Raw genomic sequence first — 26,552 nt, forward strand, 5'->3', positions numbered from 1 at the left:
GTCGTGCTTGTTAGGTATCCCTAAGCCGGCCGGGCGCTTACACTGCCTCGCCGACGGGAACCGGCCGTCGGGCAGCGATCACCGAGGAGTAGTGGCCGAGCAGCTCGGTGCACACGGAGTTCCACGTCGTTGCTCGCACGGCGCGGCGCCCCGACTCGCCCATGCGCAGGCGCAGGTCGGTCGAGACCACCAGGTCCTCGACGAGGGTGCGCATGCTCGTGTCTCCCGACCGCGCGTCGGGATCGAAGAGGTATCCGTCGCTCCCGTCGTGCACCAGGTCGACGGGTCCGCCGGCGCGCGGCGCCACCACGGGCAGGCCGGCGGCGTGCGCCTCCTGGATCGTCTGGCCGAATGTCTCCTCGGTGCCTGTGTGCACGAAGACGTCGAAACTCGCGTACGCGACGGCGAGGTCGTGCCCGCCTTTCCTGCCGAGCCAGGTCACGGGCATCCCGCGCAGCAGCCGCCCGACCGAAGGCGTCGAGGGGCCGTCGCCGACAATGGCCAGCGAGATGCCGTCGATGCCGCGCAGCTGGTCGAAGCGCTCGAGCTGCTTCTCGGGGGCCACGCGGCCGACGTAGCCGAGGACGACCTCGCCGTTCGGCGACAGGCGGGTGTGCAGGTCGACGGCATCCGGATGCGTGCGCAACCGCGGGTGGTATCGCTCGGTGTCGACGCCACGGCCCCACCGCGCCAGTCGGGTGACGCCGGCGGCGAGGAGGTCGTGCTCTGAGCTCGACGAGGGCACGAGGGTGAGGTCGGCGGCCTCGTGGATCCACCGCACGAACCGCCAGGCCAGGGCGGCGGCCTTGCCGAGGTGGTTGCGCTTGGCGTAGCCCGCGACGTCGGTCTGGAAGATGGCGACGCTCGGCACGCCGATGCGGTTCGCGGCGGCGATCGCCTGCGCGCCGAGGAGGAACGGCGACGCCGCATGCAGCACATCCGGGGCGAACGCGCTCAGCACCTTCTGCACCTGGGGATGGGGGAGTCCGACGGGGAACTGTCGGTAGGCCACCGCCGGCACCGCGTGGATCGTGAACCCCCGGTAGCTCGAGGGCGTGTTCCGGGCGGCCGGGGCGATGAGGATGGCCTCGTGCCCGGCGTCGGCGAGGAAGTCGAGCACCTTGCAGACGCTGTTGGTGACGCCGTTGACCGTGGGCAGAAAGCTCTCCGTGACGACGGCGACTCTCATGGACTGCTCCCGTCGGCCCGGGGATGCACCGGGCACGTTCTGAACGCTACGAGCGGAGTGTGGCGGACGGGTTAATGACGGGTGGCGGCCAGGTGAGCATTCGTTCAATCGCGAGCGACGCCGGGATGGGTAGGGTGGGGCCATGGCTGAGAACTCTGCGATGGACCGTTTCTACAGCGTCATTCCTGCCGGAGGAATCGGCTCGAGACTCTGGCCGCTCTCCCGCGCCGACGCGCCGAAGTTCCTGCACGACCTCAGCGGCTCGGGTCGCAGCCTCCTGCGCGACACGTGGGAGCGGCTCGCGCCCATCTCGGGCGAGCAGCGGGTGATGGTCGTCACCGGCCGCGCCCACCGTGCCGCCGTCGAGAAGCAGATCCCCGAGCTCGCCGACGTGAATGTGGTTCTCGAGAGCGAGCCGCGCGAATCGTCCGCGGCCATCGGCCTCGCCGCCGCCATCCTTCAGCAGCGCGAACCGGGGGTCATCATCGGCTCCTTCGCCGCCGACCACGTGATCACCCAGACCGAGGCGTTCCGCGACACCGTGGTGCAGGCGGTGAACGCGGCCGACGCCGGCTACATCGTGACCATCGGCATCACGCCGACGGAGCCCTCGGTCGGATTCGGCTACATCCTCACGGGCGACGCCCTCGACCTGCCCGGCGCCCCGACCGCGATGGTCGCCCAGCGCTTCGTCGAGAAGCCCGACCTCGAGACGGCCAAGAAGTATCTGAAGAGCAAGAAGTACCTCTGGAACGGCGGCATGTTCATCGCTCGCGCCGACAAGCTGCTCGAACAGCTGGGCAAGGCCGAACCCGAACTGCTCGCCGGTCTGCTCGAGCTGGCCGAGGCGTGGGACACCCCGCGCCGCGGGGCCGTCGTCGACCAGGTCTGGCCCAAGCTCAAGAAGATCGCCATCGACTACACCGTGGCCGAGCCGGCAGCCCTCGACGGCACGCTCGCCGTGGTTCCCGGCGACTTCAGCTGGGACGACGTGGGCGACTTCGCCTCCATCGCCAAGCTGCACTCGACCGGTCGCGGCTCGGAGCTCGCGATCCTCGGCAAGAACGCGCGCGTGCTGTCCGATTCGTCGAGCGGCGTGGTGGTCTCGCAGAGCGGCCGCGTGATCAGTCTCATCGGCGTGAAGGACATCGTCGTCGTCGATACACCGGATGCGCTGCTCGTCACCACCAGCGAGCATGCCCAGCGGGTCAAGTCGGTCGTCGACGCCCTGCGCCTCGGCGGCTCGGGCGACGTTCTCTGATTCCATCGTTCCCTGAGCTTGTCGAAGGGCCCCTTCGACAAGCTCAGGGAACGGGCCACCGACTAGTCTTTTGGCTATGTCGACCTCAACCGTCCTGCGCTCCGTCGTCGTTCTGGCCGCCTCGGCCCTGGTTCTGGCCGGATGCGCCCCGGCACCCGAGACGACCGAGACGGCCAGCCACTACTGCGCGCGCATGGTCACCAACTCCGGCGGTCTAGAGGACCGCTCGTTCAACCAGTCCAGCTGGGAGGGTCTCGAGAAGGCCAAGACCGATCTCTCGATCGACGCCGAGGTCATCGTGTCGACGAACGAGACCGACCTGGCCCCGAACGTGACCCAGGCGGTCGACAGCGGATGCCAGTTCGTGCTCACGGTCGGCTACGAGCTCGCCGACGCGACCTCGGCCGAGGCGAAGGCCAACCCCGACGTGCACTTCGCGATCGTCGACGAGCAGGTCGACGGTGAGAACATCAAGCCGATCGTCTTCGACACGGCGCAGGCGGCCTTCCTCGCCGGCTACCTGGCCGCGGGAACGAGCGCGACGGGCAAGGTCGCCACGTTCGGCGGCGGCAACCAGCCTCCCGTGACCCTGTTCATGGACGGATTCGTCGACGGCGTCGCCAAATACAACGCGGTGCACGGCACGGCGGTCCAGGCCCTCGGCTGGAACAAGGACGCCCAGGACGGCGTGTTCACGGGCGACTTCGAGGACATCAACAAGGGCAAGGTCACGACGCAGGCCTTCATCGATCAGGGTGCCGACGTCATCCTCCCGGTCGCAGGCCAGGTCGGTGAGGGTGCGGCGGCCGCCGCCCTCGAGAACCCGAACGTGTCGATCATCTGGGTCGACAACGACGGCTACGAGACACTGCCCTCGTCGTACAAGCCCATCATCCTGACGAGCGTGCTCAAGAACACCGGCGACGCCGTCGTGCAGATCGTGGGAGACGACCTCGACGGCACGTTCGACAACACCCCGTTCGTGGGAACCCTCGAGAACGGGGGAGTGGCCCTGGCTCCCTATCACGACAAGGCTGCGGCGGTATCGGCCGATCTGCAGGCCGAGCTCGACGGGCTCGAGAACGACATCGTGTCGGGCGCACTCGAGGTCACCAGCCCCAGCACGCCGTAGTCTCTCGGGGCTTTTCTCCGGTGAACATTTCGGGGTTGTTTCGGCGCGAACGCGTCTTTGTAACGACTGGGCCGCGATGCCGTCCGCGGGCCGCAAGCCCCGCGTCACATTGGGTAACGTGAGAGACCACACAGCCCCTGCGCTCCGCATCTGAAGTGGGGCAATCCTTGGAGGACACCTTGAGCAAGACCATTCGCCGTGCCGCCATGGGTGGCATCGCCACCCTCGGCTTCGCCGCACTCCTCGCCGGTTGCGCATCCGCGCCGGCCGAAACCGACTCGACCGACGCCTCGGGCGCCGAGGCCCTGCCCTGCATGGTCTCCGACGCCGGTGGATTCGACGACAAGTCGTTCAACCAGGCAGGCTTCGAGGGTCTCAACGAGGCCGCCAAGTCGCTCGGTGTCGAGCCGGTGACGGTCGAGTCGAACTCCGAGACCGACTTCGCCCCCAACATCTCGAGCCTCGTCGACCAGGGCTGCTCCCTCATCGTCACGGTCGGCTTCGCGCTCGCCGATGCGACCTCCGCCGCGGCCGAGGCCAACAGCGACGTCGAGTTCGCCATCATCGACGACGCGAGCATCGATGCAGAGAACGTCAAGCCGATCACGTTCGACACCGCCGGCGCCGCATTCCTCGCGGGCTACGCGGCCGCCGACTACTCCAAGTCGGGCATCGTCGCGACCTGGGGCGGCATGAACTTCCCCACCGTCACCATCTTCATGGACGGCTTCGCCCAGGGCGTCAAGTACTACAACGAGCAGAAGTCGAAAGACGTCAAGGTTCTGGGTTACGACCTCGACAACCCTGACTCCGCGACCTTCACCGGTGGCTTCGAGGCCAACGACGTCGCGAAGACGACCGCTCAGAACTTCATCGACCAGGGCGCAGACATCCTGCTCCCCGTCGGCGGACCGATCTACCAGAGCGCCGGCGTCGCCATCCAGGAGTCCGGCAAGGACATCGCACTCGTCGGCGTCGACTCCGACCTCTACGAGAGCGACCCCACCTACAAGGACCTCTACCTGACGTCGATCCTCAAGGGCATCAAGACGGCCACCAACGCGGTCGTCACCGACGCCGCCGCGGGCAGCTTCAGCAACGAGCCCTACGTGGGAACGCTCGAGAACGACGGAGTCGGCATGGCGCCGTTCCACGACTTCGAGTCGAAGGTCAACTCCTCGCTCCAGGGCGAGATCGACGACATCAAGGCGAAGATCATCTCGGGCGACATCACCGTCACCTCGTACCTGAGCGAGTAGTCGCACCCAGTTCCACCCGCGTGAGATCGGGGGGCCAGCCACGGCTGGTCCCCCGACCACGTTAAGTCCCCTCTTCACGCATCGACCGGATGGGTAGATTGTCCCTATGAAGCTCGAACTCCGCGGCATCACGAAGCGCTTCGGCGCCCTCACGGCCAACGACCACATCGACCTCACGATCGAACCGGGGGAGATCCACTGTCTCCTCGGCGAGAACGGCGCGGGCAAGTCCACCCTGATGAACGTGCTCTACGGCCTCTACAAGGCAGAAGAGGGCGAGATCCTGCTCGACGACGTCGTGCAGCACTTCGCCGGCCCCGGCGACGCCATGGCCGCGGGCATCGGCATGGTGCACCAGCACTTCATGCTCATCCCCGTGTTCACGGTGGCAGAGAACGTGATGCTCGGCCACGAGAAGACGAATGCCGCCGGCGTGCTCGACCTCGGGGCCGCGCGCGAGAAGGTTCGCGAGATCAGCGAGAGGTTCGGCTTCCATGTCGATCCGGATGCGCTGGTCGACGATCTCCCGGTCGGTGTGCAGCAGCGGGTCGAGATCATCAAGGCCCTGTCGCGTGACGCGAAGGTCCTCGTGTTCGACGAGCCCACAGCCGTGCTCACCCCGCAGGAGACCGACGAGCTCATGACGATCATGAGGCAGCTCAAGGCCGCCGGCACATCCATCGTCTTCATCACCCACAAACTGCGAGAGGTGCGCGAAGTCGCCGACCGCATCACGGTCATCCGACTCGGCAAGGTCGTCGGCGAGGCGTCGCCCACGGCGACGAACGCCGAGCTGGCCTCCCTCATGGTCGGCCGGGCCGTCGAGCTCACCGTGCACAAAGATCCCGCGCAGCCCGGGGCCGACGCCTTCGTCGTCTCCAACCTCTCGGTCATCGACCCCCACGGCCAGCTCGTCGTCAACAACGTCAGCTTCGACGTGCGCGCGGGCGAGATCCTCGCGATCGCCGGAGTGCAGGGCAACGGCCAGACCGAGCTCACCGAGGCGATCATGGGCCTCCAGCCGCGCGTGCGCGGAGACATCACCCTCGATGGCAGGTCGATCCGCGGGCTCTCGGTGAAGCAGGTGCTCGCATCCGGCATCGGCTTCGTGCCGGAGGACCGCAAGGAGGACGGACTCGTCGGAGAGTTCACCATCGCGGAGAACCTCATGCTCGACCGCAGCGACGGCCCCCCGTTCGTCAAGGCGGGCACCCTGCAGCTCAACTACCTCAACGAATTCGCCGAGCAGAAGTCGAAGGAGTTCGACGTGCGAAGCCAGGGCATCACCACGCCCGTCGGCCGCCTCTCCGGCGGAAACCAGCAGAAGGTCGTGCTGGCCCGAGAGCTCAGCCGCGATCTGCGCCTCTTCATGGCTGCGCAGCCCACCCGAGGCATCGACGTCGGCTCGATCGAGTTCGTGCACAAGCGCATCGTCGCCACCCGCGACGCCGGAATCCCCGTGATCGTCGTCTCGACCGAGCTCGACGAGGTCGTCGCGCTCGCCGACCGCATCGCCGTGATGTACCGCGGCACCATCGTGGGCATCGTTCCGGGCGACACGCCCCGCGATGTGCTCGGCCTCATGATGGCCGGCGAAGTCCCCGATTCCGTCACCTCCCCACCCGAAGGAGCGGCAGCGTGAGCCAGCCCACAGTCCCACCCGGCGAATCCGGCCCGCCCGTCGCCTCCCCGCCCGCCAAGCCCGACGCATCCGTCGAGGAGCCGCGCTGGCACGGTGTGATGCGCGAGATCGTCGGCGGCAGCGCCATGATCTCCGTGCTTGCGGTCGTGCTGGCCATGCTGGCCGGTGGAATCCTGATCGCCCTCACCGACGACAAGGTGTCGGCCGCCGCGGGGTACTTCTTCGCCCGTCCCGGCGACCTCGTCAAGGCCGTCTGGGATTCGGTCTCGGGTGCCTACACGGCGCTGTTCCAGGGCGCCGTCTACAACTTCCGCCGCCCCGGCTTCATCGCGGGGATCAAGCCCCTGACCGAGACGCTCACCTTCGCCACGCCGCTGATCGCGGCCGGTCTCGGTGTGGGCCTCGCCTTCCGCGTCGGTCTCTTCAACATCGGCGGCCGCGGCCAGATGCTCATCGCGGCCGCGTGCGCCGGATGGGTGAGCTGGTCGTTCGAGCTGCCCTACGGACTGCACCTGATCCTGGCCGTCGCGGCCGGAATCATCGGCGGCGCCGTCTGGGGTGGAATCGTCGGTCTGCTCAAGGCTCGCACGGGCGCGCACGAGGTGATCGTCACGATCATGCTCAACTTCGTGGCCCTCTACCTCATCTCGTTCATGCTCAAGACGCCCGGCCTGCTCCAGGCTCCCGGCTCGAACAACCCCAAGACGCCGGCGGCGCTGCCGACGGCGGTCTTCCCCGACCTGCTCGGCCCGCAGTTCAACCTGCACTGGGGCTTCATCTTCGTGATCGCGGCCACCGTCTACGTCTGGTACCTGCTCAACCGATCGAACCTCGGATTCCAGTTCCGAGCGGTGGGCGAGAACCCGAACGCCGCCCGCGTCGCCGGCATCAGCGTGAACAAGATGTACATCTACGCGATGCTGTTCTCGGGCGGCCTCGTCGGCCTCGCCGGCGTGGCGCAGGTGCTCGGCACGGTCACCACCGGATTCAGCTCGGGCATCGACGCGGGCATCGGATTCGACGCGATCACCGTCGCTCTGCTCGGTCGTTCGAAGCCCTGGGGCATCTTCTTCGCGGGCATCCTGTTCGGCGCGTTCAAGGCCGGCGGATTCGCGATGCAGGCGTCGGAGGGCATCCCCATCGACATCGTGGTCGTCATCCAGTCGCTCATCGTGCTGTTCATCGCCGCGCCGCCGCTCGTGCGTGCGGTGTTCCGGCTTCCGAAGCCCAGCGGCGTCAGCCTCAGACGCCCGCGCACCTCCACCGCGGCGGTGACCAAGTGAGCATCGACGACCCCCGCGAAGGACGAGACGCCGTGAACGCAGAACGCCCCATCGTCGACGAGAACGTCAGCCGCACCGAGCTGAAGACGGCCGTCGCCGACGCGCCCCTGCAGCACAACCACCCGGATTCGCTGCCGGCGGCACTCGAGACGACCGTCGTGAAGAGCTGGAAGGCCCCGATCGCGTTCGGCATCTTCTCGATCATCGCCATCCTGCTCTTCGTGGTCTTCGGCCGTGAGGGCACGAGCGGATTCCGTCTCTCGACCGACTCCGACTTCTTCCAGATCCCCACGATCCAGGCGCCCACCCGCGCCACGGACATCGTGCTGACGGTTCTGCTCGTGGCCCTCGCCGCCTACAGCGCGTTCCTGGTGTCGCGCAGCCGCCCTGTGCGCCTCTGGGTCACCGTCGTCTTCGCCGTGCTGTTCCTCGTGGGCTTCCTCACCTGGGCATCGGCGGGCGCCACGATCCCGGTTCCCGGCCTGCTGGTCGGTGCGGTCGGCCTGAGCGTGCCGCTCGTGTTCGGTGCTCTCGGAGGCGTCATCTCCGAGCGCGTCGGAGTGGTGAACGTGGCGATCGAGGGCCAGCTGCTCGCGGGCGCGTTCGTCTCGGCCATCGTCGCCTCGGTCACGGGCCAGCCCGTTCTCGGCCTCCTCTCCGCGATGGCGGCCGGAGTGCTCGTGTCGTTCGTGCTCGCCGCCTTCTCGATCAAGTACTTCGTCGACCAGGTGATCGTGGGCGTCGTGCTCAACGTGCTCGTCACCGGCCTCACGAGCTTCCTCTACTCGCAGGTGCTGTCGAAGAACACCGAGCTGCTCAACAACAGCGGCACCATCCGCCTGCCGCGGCTTCCCATCCCCGGTCTCAGCGAGATCCCGATTCTCGGCCCCGTGCTGTTCCGACAGACGATCATCGTCTACATCCTCTACGTCGCCGTCGCCGTGGTGTTCTTCGCCCTGTTCAAGACGCGCTGGGGCCTCCGCCTCCGTGCCGTGGGCGAGCACCCGCAGGCAGCCGACACCGTGGGCATCAACGTGGCGCGCACGCGCTTCTGGAACGTCTCGCTCGCCGGAGCGATCGCGGGCCTGGGTGGTGCGTACTTCACCATGGGCTCGGTCGGATCGTTCAACAAGGAGATGACGGCCGGTGCCGGATTCATCGCCCTGGCGGCCGTCATCTTCGGCCGCTGGGATCCGATCCGCGCGACGCTCGCCGCCCTGCTGTTCGGCTTCGCCTCGAACCTGCAGAGTGTGCTCTCGATCATCGGATCGCCCGTTCCCAGCGAGTTCATGCTGATGCTGCCGTATCTGGTCACGATCTTCGCGGTCGCGGGGGTGGTCGGCCGTGTCCGAGGGCCTGCCGCATCCGGAAAACCGTACATAAAGTCTTAGGAGAACCGACATGACCGACACCGAGCAGGCATCCGGCATCGAACAGGAGTCGGTTATCGACTGGGGCGTGCTGCGGGCCGAGGCGCTCGTGGCGATGGCCAAGGCCTACGTGCCCTATTCGAAGTTCCCCGTCGGGGTCGCCGCTCTCGTCGACGACGGCCGCGTCATCTCCGGCTGCAACGTCGAGAACGCCAGCTACGGCCTCACGCTCTGCGCCGAGTGCGCCCTCGTGTCGGCGCTGCACATGACGGGCGGCGGACACCTCGTGGCCTTCACCTGCGTCGACGGCGACGGCAACGCGCTGATGCCCTGCGGCCGCTGCCGCCAGCTGCTCTACGAGCACTCGGCTCCCGGCATGCTTCTGCAGACCGTCTCGGGCATCCGCACGATCGACGAGGTGCTGCCGGATGCCTTCGGCCCGCGCACGCTGCAGGCCTACGTCGAGACCCACTAGCTCCAACGAAAGGCTCCACCCCGTGTCAGAATCCTTCGACGTCGTCGACCTGATCCGCACCAAGCGCGATCACGGAACGCTCAGCACCGCAGAGATCGACTGGCTCGTCGACGCCTACACCCGCGGATTCGTGGGCAACGAGCAGATGGCCGCCATGGCCATGGCCATCGTGCTCAACGGCATGGAGCGCCAGGAGATCCGCGACCTCACCCTCGCCATGATCGCCTCGGGCGAGCGCATGAGCTTCGAAGGCCTCGGCAAGGTCACGGTCGACAAGCACTCCACGGGTGGCGTCGGCGACAAGATCACGCTTCCGCTCATGCCGCTGGTCGCGTCGTTCGGCGTGGCGGTTCCCCAGCTCTCGGGCCGAGGCCTCGGCCACACGGGCGGAACCCTCGACAAGCTCGAGAGCATTCCTGGCTGGCGCGCCGACCTCACGAACGACGAGATGTTCGCGCAGCTGCGCGACGTCGGAGGGGTCATCTGCGCTGCGGGCTCCGGCCTGGCTCCCGCCGACAAGAAGCTCTACGCCCTGCGCGACATCACGGGTACGGTCGAGGCGATTCCGCTGATCGCCTCGAGCATCATGTCGAAGAAGATCGCCGAGGGAACCGATTCGCTCGTGCTCGACGTGAAGTTCGGGTCGGGCGCATTCATGGTCGACATCGAGAAGTCGCGCGAGCTGGCCCGCACCATGGTCGACCTCGGCAACGACGCCGGCGTGGCGACCACGGCGCTGCTCACCGATATGAACGTTCCCCTCGGGCTCGCCATCGGCAACGCCAACGAGGTGCGCGAGTCGGTCGAGGTGCTCGCCGGAGGCGGCCCGGCCGACGTGGTCGAGCTCACCATCGCGCTCGCCCGCGAGATGCTGCGCCTCGCCGGCCAGCCCGACGCCGACGTCGAGAAGGCCCTGGCCGACGGCCGCGCCATGGACACCTGGCGCCGCGTGATCGAGGCCCAGGGCGGCGACCCGGATGCGGCGCTGCCGGTCGCGCGGGAGACCCACGTCGTGACCGCCGACCGCGACGGTGTGCTCCTCACGCAGGAGGCGCTTCCCTTCGGAATCGCCGCATGGAGGCTCGGAGCCGGTCGTGCCCGTGCGCAGGATCCGGTGCAGCACGCCGCCGGAATCGATCTGCACGCCAAGCCGGGCGACACGGTGAAGGCGGGCCAGCCGCTCTTCACGCTCTCGGCCGACGAGCCGGAGCGTTTCGAGCGTGCGCTCGAGGCGGTCGAGGGGGCCTGGAGCATCGGCGAAGCCGCCGAGTGGACGCCGCGCGGCCCGCTCGTAGCCGAGCGCATCGAGTAGTCGCGCTGATCGAGTAGCTGCGCGGCAACGCACTTGTTGCCTCGGCGAAACGTCGCTGTTACACGCGCGCACTATCGTCGAGAACATGACCGAGATCGCCGCGAGCCGCAGCTTCATGCCGTGGTTCTGCCTGCGTCGCCGAAGCGGTGCGCACAACGTCTCCGTCTACTGCCTGGGCTCATAGCCGCCTCCGTCTCGAGGGAGAGCTCCGTCTCGCACCGGCCGTCTGTCGCCGTGTGAGGCCTGCGCAGCCGCACCCCTCGCATCCGGTCGCCCGCGCGACAGCCGCACCGGCGACACCATCGACCCGATCTCTCCGGGCCGTCTGAACGCACCTCCGTGATGGGGGCCTTCGGCGCGCCCGGAATCCGAAGGAGACCCATGAAACCCCCGGCGACCAAGACCCTCTGGCGCAATGCGACCCTCATCGCGATGGACGACGCGAACCGTTCCCGACCGTTCCGCGGAGACCTGCTGATCGACGGCGCCATCATCGCTGCCGTCGGCCCCGATCTCGAGGTGCCGCCGGATGCCCGGGTCGTCGACGCGCAGACCCTTCTCATCACGCCCGGATTCGTGAACGCCCACATGCACTCGTGGGAGTCGCTCTTCAGGGGCACGAGCGAGCGCCTGCCGCTCGAGCTGTGGAGTCTCGAGACCTACCCGGTGGTCGACGCGGTGCCGGTTCCCGACAGGCTGGTCTACCTGCGCACCCTGGTGGCGGGCATGGATGCGCTGCGCGGCGGCACGACGAGCCTGCTCGACGACGTCGGCGAACTGCCCACGCAGTCAGCGGAGTCCCTGGCCGCCGTCTTCGACGCATACGCCGAGCTCGGCATCAGGGCGACCTGCACGGGCGGCATCGCCGACGTCGCGCCGGTCGACCGGCTTCCCTTCGTGGATCGGCTGCTCACGCCCGACCAGCTGACCGAGGCCCGCGAGGCCGCATCGACGGGGCCGTACGTGGTCGAGAGGTTCCTGCGATTCTGCCGTGCCGCCTTCGACCGGCACCACGGACGGGAGTACGGTCGCCTGCGCTTCGCGGTCGCCCCCAGCGCACCCCAGCGCTCCACCGATGAACTCATGACCGGGGCCGCTCGGCTCGCACAGGAGTACGGGGCCGTCCTGCACATGCACCTCCTCGAGACGAAGCTGCAGGCGATCGTGGGGCAGCAGCGCTACGACGCCACCATCGTGGAGCACCTGGCCGGGCTGGGCATCCTCGATACCCCGAACCTGACCCTGGCGCACGGCATCTGGCTCACGGACAACGACATCGAGCTGCTCGGATCGTCGTCGGCGTCGATCGTGCACAATCCCCTCTCGAACCTCAAACTCGGCTCGGGCGTGCTGCCCTGGCGTCGCCTGCACGAGGAGGACGCGACCGTCGCCCTCGGAACGGACGGCACCGCGAGCAACGACTCGCTGCGCATGCTCGAGGTCGTGAAGCAGGCCGCGCTGCTGCACACCCTCACGGATCCCGACCCCGCCACCTGGCCGTCGAGCGACGAGGTTCTCTGGGCAGCGACGCGCGGAGGTGCCCGGGCCACGGGACTTCCCGACACGGTCGGCGCGCTCGAGCCCGGCCGCGTCGCAGACCTCGTGGTGTTCGACCTCGAGGCGACCACGAGTTTCACGCCCGCGGGCGACACCGCGCGGCAGCTCGTCTTCTCGGAGAACGGATCGTCGATCGCCGAGGTCTGGGTCGACGGCGAGCTCGTGGTGCAGGGCGGCCGGATGACCCGGGTCGACGAGGCGGCGATCCTCGCAGAGTTCCGCACGCTGGCCGCGCACTACTGCAGTGAGGGCGAGCGGATGCGTGAGGCGAACGCCCGGCTGGTTCCGCTCGTCTCAGAGGTGCATCGTCGGGCGTCGCAGACGCCGTGGCCGCTGAAGCAGCCCGACCTTCGCACTCCCATTCCGACTCAGCACAGCGACTGGAGCACACCATGAGAATCGACGACGCCTGCCTCGTGATCAGCGATGTCGACGCGAGCGACGCCTACTACTCCGCGCTCGGTCTCGAGCGGCGCATGCGCAACGTGCGCTTCGCCGACTTCGTGCTCGGCACCGGCCCGCGCCTCGCCATGTGGACGAGGCCGAGCATCGCCGAGACCGTCGGCCCGAGCTATCCCGCAGGTGCCGGTCAGCCGTTCTCCCTCACCCTCGACCTCGAGTCCGAGGCGCTGGAGCGGGCCGGCGGGCGACGCGTGCTCGTCGACCCCGACGGCTTCGTTCTGCGCCTGCGCGACTCGGCCGACGGCATCCGGCGCCTGAGCGAGATCGACCTCACCGTGACGGACCTCGACGCCACCACGGAGTTCCTGCTGCTGCTCGGCTTCGAGGTGACCGAGTCCGTCGAGGGCGCCCGCGTCCTCTCCGCGGGCGAGGTCACGCTCACGCTCTACGAGGGCGCGACCCACCTGCAGTCGCCGCTCGCCCAGGCGTCGGAGCTCGACCTCGCGCCGTCGACCGGGCACCTGATGCTCGCGATCGAACTCCCCACGGGAGAGCAGGTCGACGAGCTCTACCGCACGCTGCTCGACCGCGGCCTCGAGGCGAGCGGCCCGCCGGCGGTGTTCGAGTGGGGTGCGCGATCGACGTATTTCCTCGACGCCGACGGGTACATCTGGGAGATCTATGCCTGGGTGGAGACTCCGCGATGACCGGGCAGTCCGATGGGGGCCACGGTCGCGGGCCTCCGTCGCCCCTGACCCCGGCGACGCGACCCGTCGCATCCACGAACCCCACCCGCCCCACCTGCCGCACCCGGCTCCCTTTCCGCACCACCCGACACACCGCACTCCTGGAGGATCCACCCATGGCTTCATTCACCACCCGTCGCGGCCGCGCCGCCGCCGGCGCAGCCGCCATCGCGCTCGGCTCGCTGCTTCTCGTCAGCTGCTCGTCCGCCCCCGCAGAGTCCGATTCGACGGATGCCGCGGCCGGCGACTTCCTGCCCTGCATCGTCTCCGACGAGGGCGGGTTCGACGACAAGTCGTTCAACGCGCTCGGCCTGCAGGGCGTGACCGACGCTGCCGACGCGCTCGGCACCGACCACATCAAGGTCGAGTCCGCGTCCGAGGGCGACTACGCTCCGAACATCCAGAACCTGGTCGACCAGGGCTGCACTGTCGTCGTCGCGGCCGGCTACCTGCTGGCCGCTGCCACCGAGGAGTCGGCGAAGGCCAACCCCGACGTCGAGTTCATCATCATCGACGACAACTCGATCGACCTGCCGAACGTCAAGGGAATCCTCTTCGACACCTCGCAGTCGGGCTACCTCGTGGGCTACGCGGCCGCGAGCTACTCGAAGTCGGGCATGGTCGGCACGTTCGGGGGAGCCCAGATCCCGCCCGTGACGCTGTACATGGACGGCTTCGCCCTGGGAGTAGCCCGATACAACGAGGACAAGGGCACCGACGTTAAGGTGCTCGGCTGGGACTTCGACACGCAGGAGGGCTCGTTCACGGGCAACTTCACCGACATCAACGCGGCCAAGGTGCTCTCGGAGGGTCTCATCCAGCAGGGCGCCGACGTGATCCTGCCCGTGGGCGGACCCATCTACCAGGGAACGGCCGAGGCCATTCGCGACTCTTCGGCGCCGGTCGCTCTGCTGGGCGTCGACACCGACATGTACACCAGCGCGCCCGAGTACTCCGACCTGTTCCTCACCTCGATCGCCCGTGACATGCCGCTGTCGATCGCGACCGTGATCGAGGACGCCGAGGCCGGCGACTTCTCGAAGGAGACGTACATCGGAACCCTCGCCAACGGGGGAGTGGCCATCTCCCCGTTCCACGACTACGAGTCGAAGGTCGACCCGGCGCTCGCGGACGAGATCGAGGCACTCCGCGTGCAGATCGTCGACGGAGACATCACCGTCGACAGCCCGTCGGTTCCGTAGCGCGTCCGTTCCCTGAGCCTGTCGAAGGGCAGTCCTGTCCCTCGTTCCCTGAGCCTGCCGAAGGGGCAGGCTCAGGGAACCTCACCCACCCCCGCTTCTCCTCACCGAAAGGACCGCCCCATGAGGCCGACCATCATTATCACCGATCCCGGCCAGGAACAGGCCGCGGCCCTCATGGCGATCCTCGCGGCGCCCGAGGAGTTCGACGTGCTCGGCATCGTGGCGGGGGCGGGCAACACGACGCTCGACCACACTGTGCGCAACATCCTGCAGGTGGTCGAGCTCACTGGGCGCACGGACATCCGGGTCCATCGCGGGGCGCCGCGCCCCCTCGTGCGCGAGCTCGTCACGGCGGCGCACGTGCACGGGGCCACAGGCATGGACGGCTACGACCTGCCCGAGCCGCGTCTCGAGGCCGAGGCCGAAGCGGGTGTCGCGGCGATCATCCGGATGCTGCGGGCCGCGCCGCTCGGATCGGTGACGGTCCTGCAGATGTGCAATATGACGACGCTGGCCGTGGCGTTGATCGAGGCCCCGGATATCGCCGCGTCGATCAAGCAGATCGTCATGATGGCGGGAGCCTACTTCGAGGTCGGCAACATCACCCCCACTGCCGAGTTCAACATCTACGTCGACCCGCACGCGGCCGACGTCGTGCTCTCGTCGGGCATCCCCATCGCCATGCTGCCGCTCGACGTCACGCACCAGCTGCGCAACACCCGCGAGAGGCTCGACCGATTCGCCGTCCTCGGAAACCGCTGCGGCCAGGCGATCGAGCGCCTGCTCACGTTCTCGGAGAGATTCGACCTCGACAAGTACGGCTGGGAGGGGGCGCCGTTGCATGGGCCGGTCGTTCCCCTGTACTGCCTGTATCCGGAGCTCTTCTCGGGCCGCCTCATCAACGCCCGGGTGGAGATCTCGAGCGAGCTCACCATGGGCATGCTCGCGGCCGACTGGTGGCAGATCACCGAGCTGCCGCGCAACATCACCTATCTGCGTGACGTCGATGCGGACGCGTTCTACGACCGCTTGCTCGCTCTCATCGCGCGCCTGCCCTGAGCTCAGCGCGCGGGTTCTCCGATTCGGCGCAGGGCGTCTTCGATCAGAGCCCAGAACTTCTCGGTGTCGAGGTCGACCGCCACCTGGGTGGTGCAGTCGTCGGGTGCGGGGGAGCGGAAGTCGGCGACGGTCATGCCCAGCGTCAGCGTGCCAGTGAGCTCCACGTCGAGGGGCGTCTTGCGCACGGTCATGACGCTCGGGTCGATCACATACGCCACCGCGCACGGGTCGTGCACCGGCGGATGGACGAAGCCCTGCGCCTCGAGGTAGGTGGTCGCGAAGAAGTCGAGCAGCTCGCCCACGAAGCGGGACGGAGTCGTGTCGATGGCCTCGATGCGCGCCCGGACCTCGGGAGTGGCCAGTGCCTGGTGGGTGAGGTCGAGGCCGACCATGGTGAGCGGCCACGACTCGTTGAACACGATGTGCGCCGCCTCGGGGTCGATGATGATGTTGAACTCGGCCGTCGCCGACCAGTTTCCGACGTGGAAGCCGCCGCCCATGAGAACGACCTCGCGAACCCGGGGCACGATGCGCGGCTCCTTGCGCGCGGCGAGGGCGATGTTCGTGAGGCCGCCGGTCGGCACCAGCGTGATCTCGCCGGGCTCACTCGCCATGATCGTGTCGATGATCAGGTCGACCGCGTGGCGGCCGTCGAGTTCGCGACTCGAGGTGGGCAGCACGGGCCCGTCCATGCCGGATTCGCCGTGGATGTCGGCGGCCACCTCGATCGTGCGCACGAGCGGCCGCGGGCATCCGGCGGCGAACGGCACGCCGACGATGCCGGCGATCTCCGCGACGGCCAAGGCGTTGCGGGTGACCTTCTCGAGGGTCTGGTTGCCGACGACCGTCGTCACGGCAAGAAGGTCGATCTCGGGGTTGCCGTGCGCGAGCAGAATGGCGATCGCGTCGTCGTGACCGGGGTCGCAGTCGAGAATGATCTTGCGCGGCATGGACAACTCCTCTGAATCGATCTACCAAGCATATATGAAAGTCACATTCATATATGCAACACTGGGTGTCATGACAGACCTCATCGAATCCGCGGCCTCCCGAGTCGAGTGGATCAGCTCGCGCATGCGCCTGCTCGCGGCAGTGCGTCGCCAGTTCGCCGAGTCGAGGCCCTTCGAGGGCCACCGCATCGGCATGTCCCTGCACATCGAGCCGAAGACGGCCGTCCTTCTCGAGACCCTCGCGGCCGGCGGCGCCGAGATCGTCGGCACCGGAAACCACGGATCAACGCAGGACGACGTGGTCGCCTACCTGCGCAATCAGGGCATGACCCTCTTCGGCCGCCGCGACGACACGCTCGAGCAGCACCACGCGAACGTGGCCGCCGTGCTCGACGCGACCCCCGACATCCTGCTCGACAACGGCGCCGACCTGGCGGCGGGAATCGTGGCCCGCGGCGCGGGAGCGTCGCTGATCGGCGGCACGGAGGAGACGACCTCGGGTGGCGACAGACTGCGCGACGAGCTTCTCGGGCGGGTTCCGTTCCCCGTCATCGTGATCAACGACAGCCTGCTGAAGCAACTGGGCGAGAACAAGCACGCGGTCGGCCAGTCCGTCGTCGAGAGCTTCATGCGCATCACGAACCTCATGATTCCCGGACGCCGTTTCGTGGTCGTCGGCTACGGCTGGTGCGGCCGGGGAGTCGCCCAGTACCTGCGCGCACTCGGCGGAAAAGTCGCCGTGGCCGAGGTCGACGAGCTGAAGGCCTTCGAGGCGGCCCTCGACGGATTCCGGGTCGACACGGCAGACGGCCTGGCCGAGTGGGGAGAGGTGTTCATCACGGCGACCGGTCGCGCGAACGTGCTCACGATGTCGGCGATCGAACGCATGTCAGACGGCGCGATCCTCGCGAACTGCGGCCACTTCCCCTGGGAGATCGACACGGCGTCGCTGCGCACCGCTGCGGCAGGTGCCCGGGCGATCGACGACACCATCGAGCGCATCGACCTGCCGAACGGCCGGCACGTCATTCTGATCGCCGGAGGGCGCATGTTCAACCTCGCGGGCACCGCTCCGAAGGGCAACTCGCTCGACTCGATGGATCTCGGCTTCCTGCTGCAGGTGCTGTCACTCGAGCGGGTCGCGACCGGCGCGAGCACCCTGGTCGCGGGCGCCCAGCCCGTGCCCGACGACCTCGAGCGCGAGATCGCGCGTCGTATGGTCGCCGCCATGGGCGCGAGCCTCTAGGCGTGCCCGCCGTGCCCGCCGTGCCTGCTGTTCCCGCCACGTCTGTGCCAGTCGAGCCAGAGTACGCGGCGCCCGCCCTCGACAAGGGGCTCGACATCCTCGAACTCCTCGCCGCCACGAGCGGAGGCCTCAGTCAGGCCCAGGTCGCCTCGGGCGTCGGGCGCAGCGTCAGCCAGATCTTCCGGGTGCTCAGCACCCTCGAGCGTCGCGGCTACGTGCACCGGGACGCGCAGTCGGGGCTCTACGTGCTGTCGTTGCGGCTGTTCGATCTCGCCCACCGTCACGATCCTCTGCGCGGCCTGCTGCAGGCATCCGTCGGCCCGATGCGCGCTCTCGCCGACGCGACCGAGCAGTCGTGCAACCTCAGCGTCGAAGACGCGGGTCTCTCCCGGGTCGTCGCCCAGGTCGAGAGTCCCGGCGACTTCGGATTCCGCGTGCGGGTGGGCGCACTCTTCCCGCTCGACGAGACGGCGACCGGCGAGGTGCTCAGGGCTTTTCGAGACTCGGTTCCGGATGCGCGGGAGCCCGATCTCGGTGCCGTTCGCGCGGCGGGTCACGTCGAGCGCGGCGACGAGCTCCACGCCGGCGTGATCGACGTCGTCTTCCCCGTGCTGAGGCCCGATGGCAGTGCCGTCGCCGCGCTGACGGTTCCCTACGTCGCGACGAGGGTGAGTGTGAGCGGTGTCGACGAGGTGGTGCGACTCGCCCGCGAGACCGCTTCGCAGATCGCCGCCAGCCTCTTCCCGGCATCGACGCCCTAGGCTGATCCTCATGAACGATTCACGAGAGCAGTACACGCTCGCCAACGGCCGAACGAGCATCAATGCTCTCCCCAAGGTGTCTCTCCACGACCACCTCGACGGCGGCCTCCGCCCCTCCACGATCCTGGAGCTCGCCGACTCGATCGGCTTCGAGGTGCCGGCCTCCGATGCCGCTGCTCTCGGCGAATGGTTCGAGGATTCGGCCGACTCGGGATCGCTCGTCGACTACTTGGCGACGTTCGAGGTGACGGTCGGGGTCATGCAGACAGAAGAGGGTCTCAGTCGCGTCGCCCGCGAATTCGTTCAGGATCTTGCCGCAGACGGTGTCGTCTACGGCGAGGTGCGGTGGGCCCCGGAGCAGCATGTGTCGAAGGGTCTCACCCTCGACCAGACCGTCGAAGCCGTGCAGCGAGGAATCGAGCAGGGCATCGACGACGCGCGCCACGACGGCAAGGCGCTGCGCGTCGGCCAGCTGGTCACCGCGATGCGCCACGCCGACCGGGGTCTCGAGATCGCCGAGCTCGCCGTGCGTCATCGCGACCGCGGCGTCGTCGGATTCGACATCGCCGGGGCCGAGCTCGGTTTCCCCGCGGGCAACCACCGCGCGGCGTTCGACTACCTCGCGCAGAACTACTTCCCCGTCACCGTGCACGCGGGCGAGGCCGACGGCCTCGACAGCATCCGAGGCGCCCTCTTCGACGGTCGCGCGCTCCGCCTCGGACACGGCGTGCGCCTGGCCGAAGACATCCGCATCGAATCGAGCGACGACGAGAACACCTTCGTCACGATCGGCGGCCTCGCGCAGTGGGTCAAAGACAGGGAGATCGCGCTCGAGCTCTCGCCGTCGTCGAACCTGCAGACCGGTGCCATCACCGCATGGGGCGACGAGCTCGAAGACCACCCGTTCGACCTGCTCTACCAGCTGGGTTTCACGGTCACCGTCAACACCGACAACCGTCTGATGAGCAACACGTCGCTCAGCCGGGAGCTCTCGCTGCTGTCCGACGCCTTCGGTTACGACCTCGAAGACTTCGAGGTGTTCCAGCTCAACGCCGCGAATGCATCGTTCCTGCCGCTCGACGAGCGTCAGGACCTCGCCGACACGATCATCGCGGGCTTCCAGAACGCCTAGACATGCGCCTCGACGAACTGCCCGATGACGTCATCGAGCTGCGGGCCCGTGCGACGGATTGGCGGCAGGCGGTGCGCCTCGCCGGCGATGCCCTCGTCGCCGGCGGCGTAGTGACGGATGCCTACACCGAGCGCATGGTGCAGGTCGTCGAGGAGTTCGGCGCGTACATCGTGATCGCGCCCGGTCTGGCGCTCGCGCACGCGCGGCCCGGGCCCGACGTTCTGCACGACGGGCTCGCGGTCGTGACGCTCGACGAACCCGTCGTGTTCGGGCATCCGCACAACGACCCCGTCGAGGTCGTGCTGGCGCTCGCGGTCACGAGCACCGAGGGCCACGTCACCGTTCTGGCGGAGCTGGCCAACGCGTTCAACGATCCCACTGCGACTCGGTCCCTCGCGAGGGCGAGTACTCCCGATGCGGTGCGGGCCGTCCTGACTCGAACTCAATCCGAGTCCTAGTGGCCACGCTAAGATCGACCCTATGAAGATCATCGCCTTCTGTGGCGCAGGCATCGGCACGTCGGCCATTCTCAAGGTGAACGCCGAACGGGCCCTCGCCCGACTCGGAATCGACGCTCAGATCGAGGCCACCGACATCGCCGGGCTCGCCGTGGCCGCCGAAGACGCGCAGGTCATCCTGGCTTCTCCCGAGCTCGTCAAGTTCATCGGCAAGACGTATGCCGACGTGGTCGTCATCGAGAACTACTTCGACCTCGACGAGCTCACCCGAAAGCTGGAGATCGCGCTCGGCTGATCGCGTGCGCGATTCTGCCTGTCCCGTTCCCTGAGCCTGTCGAACGGCCCTGCGCTCGCTGAGCTTGTGAAAGGTTCGTTCCCTGAGCTTGTCGAAGGGCCCCCAAGTCCGCCCCGTTCTCCTCCTCCACAACCTCTATTGCGCCGCAGTTATCCACAGCCATATTCCCTGATCAAGCGTCGAATGCCTCCATCGACACGATGTCGGTGGCTACTGTTTGACTTCTCGTATGGACCTCCTCGACGCATCCCTCGGCGATATCGCCGCGCGTCTCCGGCAGCTCCTCGACGAGAACCGGGCGGCCCTCGCGTCAGGTTCCGGGTCGGCCGCCGATCCCGGTGATGCCCTGCTCGCGGCGGCCCACGCGTGGGAGGCCATCGGTCGCACCGGCGACGCTGCCCGTACCTGGGTGGCGGCGGAGGTCGCGCACGAGTCCCGCCGTGAACTCGACACCGCGGGGCTCGCGTACCGTCACGGGTTCGGGTCGGCGAGAAAGCTCCTCGCCGCGACCACGAACACTTCTGAGCGCACTGCGGCGACCCGCATCAGCCTGGGCCAGCGGTTGCGGTCGTCGGTGTCTTTGTCGGGAACGCCGAATCCGAGTTTCTTCCCGGTCGTGGAGGCGGCGTTCTTCGCCGGTCGGGTGGGCGTGGATTCGGCGGCGGTGATCTGCCGCACCCTGTCCGAGGTCGTGAACCGCACCGGCTGGTCGGATGCCACGGATCAGGCCGAACGGCACCTCGTCGCCGCCGCGATGGCCACCATCGCCGACCCCGACTTTGATGCCGGCCCCGGCCCCGACCCCGACCCCGACCCCGATTCTGATGCCGACGCGGATGCGGATGCGGGCGTCGACGAGGGCGGCGGTACGGGCGATGGGGATGCGTGGTCCAGGGCACCGAGGCGGTACACGGTCGAGGAGATCGGCCGGCTCGCGATCCGCATCCGGGAGCGCCTCGATCCCGACGGTGCCGAACCCCGCGACGCCGTGAAGCAGTCGCTGCGCGGGTTCAGCTACCCGAAAGTGGGCGCAGACGGCATGGCCCGCGGCCGCTACGCACTTCCTCCCCTGCAACTCGGTGTGTTCCTGGCCGCGGTCGGCTCGATCCTCAGCCCCCGCACTCCCGACGCACCGAACCCAGCAGACCCACCAGCGGCCGGCCCCGACCGCGGCGCTACCCGCATCGCCGGGGATCAGACCAATGACGTCCTGACGATCGATGACCGCTCTCCACAAGAACCCGCACAACGGGGCGACACTTCAGACGACCACACCGTGATCGATGCGCGCACGGCGGAGCAGAAACTCCTCGACGCGGTCATGACCCTCCTCGACATGGCCGCGACGTCGCCGTCTGCGTCGCTGCTGAACGGGGCGGCGCCGACCGTGAACGTGCACGTCACCCTCGACGACCTCCAAACGGGTCGAGGAGCCGCGTGGATCGACGGCAGCACCGAACCCATCCCCATCAGCACCGTCGACCAGCTCCGCTGCCACGGCAGCACCATCACCACCCTCTTCGGCCAGCACGGCGAGATCCTGCACCACGGCAAAACGAAACGCCTCGCCACCCGAAGGCAACGCAGAGCCCTCGCCGCCCGCGACGGCGGATGCGTCATCCCCGGCTGCACCGCACCACCCTCACGGTGTCAGGCGCACCACGTCACCCCGTGGGTGAGTGAGAGCCATCCACCCGGACGGACCGACATCGACAATTTGGCTTTACTGTGCCCGTTCCACCACACCACCATCCACACCTCGGCATGGCAACTCGTCATGATCCACGGCAGACCACATGTCAAACCACCCAGCTGGCAAGACCCGCACCGAACACCAAGACCCGCCGGGCACCAACGAACGGGCAGACCCTGGTGACCGCGGTGAGCTCGGAGTCGGCCATGGTGACATCCCGATCAAGCACCTTCGTCGCACCGGGCAGGCTCGAGGCAGAACTCATCCTGATGGCACTGGCGCGAGAAGTCACGCTCCGCCGTGGGAGTCGTACTCCTCGACCACGACACCCGACTCGAATGAACGGGTTCTGGTCAAGTCATACGAGCGGGGTGCGGCGGCGGCATCGCCGAACAAGGAGATGCCGGAGCCGAAGACGATGGGATTGCGTTTCAGGACGATGTGGTCGATCTCCGACAGAAGGGCGCCTGCGAGCTGTCCGCCACCGCACAGCCAGATATCCAGGCCGTCTTTCCGTTTCAGCTCGCGCACAGTGGTGAGGGGATCGTCGGTCAGGACAATGTCCGGGTCGACGCCACGCGGGCGGCGGCTCGCGACGATCTGGCGCAGGTGAGGGTAGGGGCTGGTGATTCCGGCATCGAGTGCCGGAATGAGTGTGTTCCACCCCATGATGACCGTGTCGAATCGCGTCTTCGGCGGCTCGATTCCCAGAGCAGCGTGCACGTGCGCCGGCAGCGCATCCGCATACTCGCCGAATACGACCGACGCATGGTCGCCCTCAACGAGGAACGCGTCGAACCCGCCGGCCGCGTCGGCAATATATCCATCGATGCTGACGGCGACATAGTAGATGAGCTTTCGCATGGCGTCTCCAATCACGACAACTGTCGTGGTTAAAGTACAACAGGAGTCGTGGTTTGGCTAGCATGATCGACATGGCTCGCAACACAGAACGGCGCTCCGCTCTCGCCGACGCCGGCATCCGCGTGCTGGCCGAGCAAGGAGCTCGCGGTCTCACGCACCGCGCCGTCGACGTTGCAGCCGGCACTCCGCGCGGTACCGCGTCGAACTATTTCCCGTCCCGCGACGATCTCATCTCCGCATTGGTCGGCCGCATAGGAGAGCGACTCACGCCTGATCCCACGCGCCTGTCGTCGCATGCCGCTCGGACTCCTGATCGTGACCTCTTCGCCGACTACCTGCGCGATGTCGTGCGGCGACTCAGTACTGACCCGCATGTACCGCTCGCTCTCTTCGAACTGCGGCTGGAAGCCGCACGGCGTCCGGCCGTCGCCAAGGCGCTCGGTGCATGGAGGCAGCGAGCATTCGAGGACGATGTCGCTTTCAACGACGAGTCAGACTTGCCCGGGGGACGAACGGAGATCGCCCTGTTCCACTACGCCATCGACGGACTGATGCTCGACAATCTCACCGCACCGATCGACAGCGGACTATCCGTCGACGCAGCCATCGACGAGTTGGTCGACCGCATTCTTCGGTGATCCCGTTCCGCATGCGGGTCATAAGGGCGCGCCTCTACAGCCGACTGGGCGTAACGATCAGTCCGCGATCAGCGCCCGCACGCCCTCCTCCAGCCGGGAGAGGGCGGCGGAGGCAGCCGATCTGCGCTCCTCGAGGGATCCGTCGCTCGACTGCGTGTCGAGGTAGACCTTCAGCTTCGGTTCCGTGCCGCTGGGGCGCACCATCACACGCGATCCGTCGTCGAGATGGATGCGCAGCACGTCCGACGGCGGAAGTGCGCCGCCGTCGCCCAGAAGGTCGTCGATCGAGGACACCCGGATGCCGCCGATCTCGGCGGGCGGCTCGGCCCGCAGCCTCGCCATGACCCGGGTGATCTGCGACAGGTCCGTCACGCGCACCGACACCTGGCCCGACGCGAACTGGCCGAACCGCATGCTGAACGCGTCGAGCTGATCGTCGAGCGTCAAGCCTCGAGCCGCCAGCCCGGCCGCCAGGTCGAGCAGGGCCGCGGCTGCGGAGATGCCGTCCTTGTCACGAACGGTCGAGGGGTTCACCAGATATCCGAGCGCCTCCTCGAAACCGAAGACGAGTCCGGGAGCCCGCGACACCCACTTGAAACCGGTGAGGGTCTCGGCGAACTCCAGACCGTAATCGGTGGCGACAGCGCGCAGGGCTGGCGACGACACGATCGAGCAGGCGAGCGTGCCCGAGGCGGCCTGCTCGTCGCGCGCCGACGCATCCAGAATGTCTGCGGCGCGCCAGCCCAGCAGCGCGCCGACCTCGTTGCCGGTGAGGGCGCGGAACCCGGCCGGCCGCGACGAATCGCGGATGGCGATGGCGAGCCGATCGGCGTCGGGGTCATTCGCGATCACGAGGTCTGCATCGACCTCGCGCGCGGTCTGGAACGCCAGGTCGAGCGCACCCGGTTCTTCGGGGTTGGGAAAGGTCACCGTGGGGAATGCGGAATCGGGCTCGATCTGCTGGCGCACCACCGTGGGCTCGTCGAAGCCGGCGGCCTGGAGCACCGACCGGAACGTCTGCCAGCCGACGCCGTGCATCGCCGTGTAGACGACCTTCGGCTGCGCGGTCGGGCGGGAGGCGAGAGAGGCGGTCTGGGCCACGTAGGCCTCGACGACGGACTCCGCGGCGATCTCGTAGCCATCGGAGCGAGGCAGCTCGAGCACGTGCGCCTCGGAGGCCACGCGCAGGATCTGGGCCGCGATCTCCGCATCGACCGGAGCGACGATCTGCGATCCCTCGTCTGCTCCGCCCAGGTAGACCTTGTAGCCGTTGTCGTTCGGCGGATTGTGCGACGCGGTCACCATGACCCCGGCGCTCACGTCGAGGTGCCGCACGGCGAACGCGACGAGAGGTGTCGGCAGCAGTCGGGGCAGCAGGATGGCCCGGACGCCCGCGCCCGCCATGATCTCGGCCGTGTCGGTTGCGAAGACGGCGGAGTTCTTGCGCCCGTCGTATCCGATCACGATGCTGGGCTGCTCGCCGTCGGTCGCCCGCTCGAGCAGGAATGCGGCGAGTCCCGCCGCGGCCTGCGACACCAGCACCCGGTTCATGCGGTTCGGTCCGGCCGCGATCTCGCCACGAAGACCGGCCGTGCCGAACGCGAGGCGCGTGTCGAAACGATCGTGCAGCTCGGCGAGGGCCGCTGCGTCCTGTGCTTCGGCGGAGTCGATCAACGTCGACAGCTCGGCGCGCGTCTCGTCATCGGGATCCTGCCCGAGCCACGCCCGAGCCGCGTCGAGCAGCTCGACCTCGGTCACAGCTCGCCCACGATGCGGGCGAGAAGCGAGCCGATCCTGCCCTCGGCGTTCTTTCCGGCCTCGATGACCTCTTCGTGGCTCAGCGGAGTCTTCTGAATGCCGGCGGCGAGGTTGGTGATCAAGGACATGCCGAGGATCTCCATACCGGCCTGGCGAGCGGCGATGGCCTCGAGTGCCGTCGACATTCCCACGATGTGGCCGCCGATCGCCTTCGCCATCTGCACCTCGGCCGGGGTCTCGTAGTGCGGCCCGCGGAACTGCACGTAGACGCCCTCGTCGAGGTCGGCGTCGACCGTGCGCGCGATGTCACGCAGACGAGAGGAGTACAGATCGGTGAGGTCGATGAACGTGGCGCCCTCGAGAGGCGAATCGGCCGTGAGGTTGATGTGGTCGCTGATCAGAACAGGGGTTCCGGGCGCCCAGGTCTCGCGGATGCCGCCGGCCCCGTTCGTGAGGATCATGGTCGCGGCCCCCGTGGCCGCGGCGGTGCGCACACTGTGCACGACCCTGCGCACACCGTGGTTCTCGTAGTAGTGGGTGCGCGCGCCGATCACGAGCGCGTGCTTTCCATTCGGCAGCCGGATCGAGCGGAGAGTGCCGCCGTGCCCCGGAACGGCCGAGGCCGAGAAGCCGACGATCTCCGTCGCATCCACCGTGGCGACCGTCTCGCCGATCAGGTCTGCGGCCTTGCCCCATCCGCTGCCCAGCGTGAGCGCGATGTCATGGCCGGCGACACCCGTCTTCTCGGCGATCTGGGCGGCCGCCTCGCGGGCGATCTCGAACGGATCGGCGTCGGCGGAATCGAGGGGATTGGGTGTGGTGGTGAGCATTGAACCACCTTAGATTAACGCGGTGTTCACCGGCAGAC

Annotated in this window: 24 protein-coding genes; 19 read left to right on the forward strand and 5 right to left on the reverse strand. The window is 68.0% G+C overall.

Annotation, left to right across the window (positions count from 1 at the left end):
- Positions 1–37 precede the first annotated feature (37 nt).
- The gene (locus QCD70_RS03140; protein ID WP_301213893.1) at positions 38–1,189 is read right to left on the reverse strand and encodes a glycosyltransferase family 4 protein; all 1,152 of its coding nucleotides are present in this window, start codon (positions 1,187–1,189) and stop codon (positions 38–40) included.
- Positions 1,190–1,331: 142 nt separating this feature from the next.
- On the opposite strand from QCD70_RS03140, the gene QCD70_RS03145 reads away from it, so the two are divergent.
- From QCD70_RS03145 to QCD70_RS03200, 12 genes are all read left to right on the forward strand, one after another.
- Entirely contained in the window at positions 1,332–2,450 is a 1,119-nt protein-coding gene (locus QCD70_RS03145; protein ID WP_301213698.1) for a mannose-1-phosphate guanylyltransferase, read from the forward strand.
- Positions 2,451–2,526: 76 nt separating this feature from the next.
- Entirely contained in the window at positions 2,527–3,582 is a 1,056-nt protein-coding gene (locus tag QCD70_RS03150) for a BMP family lipoprotein (protein WP_301213699.1), read from the forward strand.
- A 179-nt stretch (positions 3,583–3,761) separates the two neighbouring features.
- The gene (locus tag QCD70_RS03155) at positions 3,762–4,841 is read left to right on the forward strand and encodes a BMP family lipoprotein (RefSeq protein WP_301213701.1); all 1,080 of its coding nucleotides are present in this window, start codon (positions 3,762–3,764) and stop codon (positions 4,839–4,841) included.
- Positions 4,842–4,947: 106 nt separating this feature from the next.
- Positions 4,948–6,483, forward strand: coding sequence for an ABC transporter ATP-binding protein (locus QCD70_RS03160; protein ID WP_301213702.1), 1,536 nt, complete (start codon positions 4,948–4,950; stop codon positions 6,481–6,483).
- A complete protein-coding gene (locus QCD70_RS03165) occupies positions 6,480–7,766 on the forward strand; it encodes an ABC transporter permease (RefSeq protein WP_301213703.1) in 1,287 nt (428 codons plus the stop codon). Before QCD70_RS03160 ends, QCD70_RS03165 begins: the two co-directional genes overlap by 4 nt.
- A 107-nt stretch (positions 7,767–7,873) precedes the next feature.
- The gene (locus QCD70_RS03170) at positions 7,874–9,157 is read left to right on the forward strand and encodes an ABC transporter permease (RefSeq protein ID WP_301213894.1); all 1,284 of its coding nucleotides are present in this window, start codon (positions 7,874–7,876) and stop codon (positions 9,155–9,157) included.
- A 10-nt stretch (positions 9,158–9,167) separates the two neighbouring features.
- Positions 9,168–9,611: a cytidine deaminase gene (locus QCD70_RS03175; RefSeq protein WP_301213704.1), complete on the forward strand. Its 444-nt coding sequence runs from the start codon at positions 9,168–9,170 to the stop codon at positions 9,609–9,611.
- Positions 9,612–9,633: 22 nt separating this feature from the next.
- Positions 9,634–10,923, forward strand: coding sequence for a thymidine phosphorylase (locus QCD70_RS03180; RefSeq protein ID WP_301213705.1), 1,290 nt, complete (start codon positions 9,634–9,636; stop codon positions 10,921–10,923).
- A 381-nt stretch (positions 10,924–11,304) separates the two neighbouring features.
- On the forward strand, positions 11,305–12,876 hold the full coding sequence (locus tag QCD70_RS03185) for an amidohydrolase family protein (protein ID WP_301213706.1): 1,572 nt from the start codon (positions 11,305–11,307) through the stop codon (positions 12,874–12,876).
- On the forward strand, positions 12,873–13,589 hold the full coding sequence (locus QCD70_RS03190) for a VOC family protein (RefSeq protein WP_301213707.1): 717 nt from the start codon (positions 12,873–12,875) through the stop codon (positions 13,587–13,589). Before QCD70_RS03185 ends, QCD70_RS03190 begins: the two co-directional genes overlap by 4 nt.
- A gap of 155 nt (positions 13,590–13,744) precedes the next feature.
- Positions 13,745–14,830: a BMP family lipoprotein gene (locus QCD70_RS03195; protein ID WP_301213708.1), complete on the forward strand. Its 1,086-nt coding sequence runs from the start codon at positions 13,745–13,747 to the stop codon at positions 14,828–14,830.
- A gap of 120 nt (positions 14,831–14,950) precedes the next feature.
- Positions 14,951–15,889: a nucleoside hydrolase gene (locus tag QCD70_RS03200; protein WP_301213709.1), complete on the forward strand. Its 939-nt coding sequence runs from the start codon at positions 14,951–14,953 to the stop codon at positions 15,887–15,889.
- A gap of 2 nt (positions 15,890–15,891) precedes the next feature.
- On the opposite strand, the gene uriH is transcribed toward QCD70_RS03200, so the two are convergent.
- Entirely contained in the window at positions 15,892–16,839 is a 948-nt protein-coding gene (gene uriH / locus QCD70_RS03205) for a uridine-preferring nucleoside hydrolase UriH (RefSeq protein WP_301213710.1), read from the reverse strand.
- 70 nt (positions 16,840–16,909) lie between these two features.
- Here uriH and QCD70_RS03210 point away from each other — a divergent pair, with 70 nt between their 5' ends.
- The 6 genes from QCD70_RS03210 (at position 16,910) to QCD70_RS03235 (ending at position 22,607) form a co-directional block, all read left to right on the forward strand.
- On the forward strand, positions 16,910–18,085 hold the full coding sequence (locus QCD70_RS03210) for an adenosylhomocysteinase (RefSeq protein ID WP_301213711.1): 1,176 nt from the start codon (positions 16,910–16,912) through the stop codon (positions 18,083–18,085).
- A 2-nt stretch (positions 18,086–18,087) separates the two neighbouring features.
- Positions 18,088–18,846, forward strand: a complete 759-nt coding sequence (locus QCD70_RS03215) for an IclR family transcriptional regulator (protein ID WP_301213712.1) — start codon at positions 18,088–18,090, stop codon at positions 18,844–18,846.
- A 10-nt stretch (positions 18,847–18,856) separates the two neighbouring features.
- Positions 18,857–19,978: an adenosine deaminase gene (locus QCD70_RS03220; RefSeq protein WP_301213713.1), complete on the forward strand. Its 1,122-nt coding sequence runs from the start codon at positions 18,857–18,859 to the stop codon at positions 19,976–19,978.
- 2 nt (positions 19,979–19,980) lie between these two features.
- Positions 19,981–20,436: a PTS sugar transporter subunit IIA gene (locus QCD70_RS03225; RefSeq protein ID WP_301213714.1), complete on the forward strand. Its 456-nt coding sequence runs from the start codon at positions 19,981–19,983 to the stop codon at positions 20,434–20,436.
- Positions 20,437–20,458: 22 nt separating this feature from the next.
- Complete coding sequence (locus QCD70_RS03230) at positions 20,459–20,731, forward strand: PTS sugar transporter subunit IIB (RefSeq protein ID WP_055923621.1); 273 nt, start codon at positions 20,459–20,461, stop codon at positions 20,729–20,731.
- A 229-nt stretch (positions 20,732–20,960) separates the two neighbouring features.
- A complete protein-coding gene (locus QCD70_RS03235) occupies positions 20,961–22,607 on the forward strand; it encodes an HNH endonuclease signature motif containing protein (RefSeq protein WP_301213715.1) in 1,647 nt (548 codons plus the stop codon).
- A 105-nt stretch (positions 22,608–22,712) separates the two neighbouring features.
- Here QCD70_RS03235 and QCD70_RS03240 read toward each other — a convergent pair whose 3' ends face one another.
- A complete protein-coding gene (locus QCD70_RS03240; RefSeq protein WP_301213716.1) occupies positions 22,713–23,288 on the reverse strand; it encodes a dihydrofolate reductase family protein in 576 nt (191 codons plus the stop codon).
- Positions 23,289–23,359: 71 nt separating this feature from the next.
- Here QCD70_RS03240 and QCD70_RS03245 point away from each other — a divergent pair, with 71 nt between their 5' ends.
- On the forward strand, positions 23,360–23,926 hold the full coding sequence (locus tag QCD70_RS03245) for a TetR/AcrR family transcriptional regulator (protein WP_301213717.1): 567 nt from the start codon (positions 23,360–23,362) through the stop codon (positions 23,924–23,926).
- A 57-nt stretch (positions 23,927–23,983) separates the two neighbouring features.
- On the opposite strand, the gene QCD70_RS03250 is transcribed toward QCD70_RS03245, so the two are convergent.
- The gene (locus QCD70_RS03250; protein WP_301213719.1) at positions 23,984–25,684 is read right to left on the reverse strand and encodes a phospho-sugar mutase; all 1,701 of its coding nucleotides are present in this window, start codon (positions 25,682–25,684) and stop codon (positions 23,984–23,986) included.
- Positions 25,681–26,514, reverse strand: coding sequence for a purine-nucleoside phosphorylase (locus QCD70_RS03255; RefSeq protein ID WP_301213720.1), 834 nt, complete (start codon positions 26,512–26,514; stop codon positions 25,681–25,683). Before QCD70_RS03255 ends, QCD70_RS03250 begins: the two co-directional genes overlap by 4 nt.
- Positions 26,515–26,552 lie beyond the last annotated feature (38 nt).

This window comes from Agreia sp. PsM10 (assembly GCF_030433855.1).
Classification (GTDB): domain Bacteria; phylum Actinomycetota; class Actinomycetes; order Actinomycetales; family Microbacteriaceae; genus Agreia.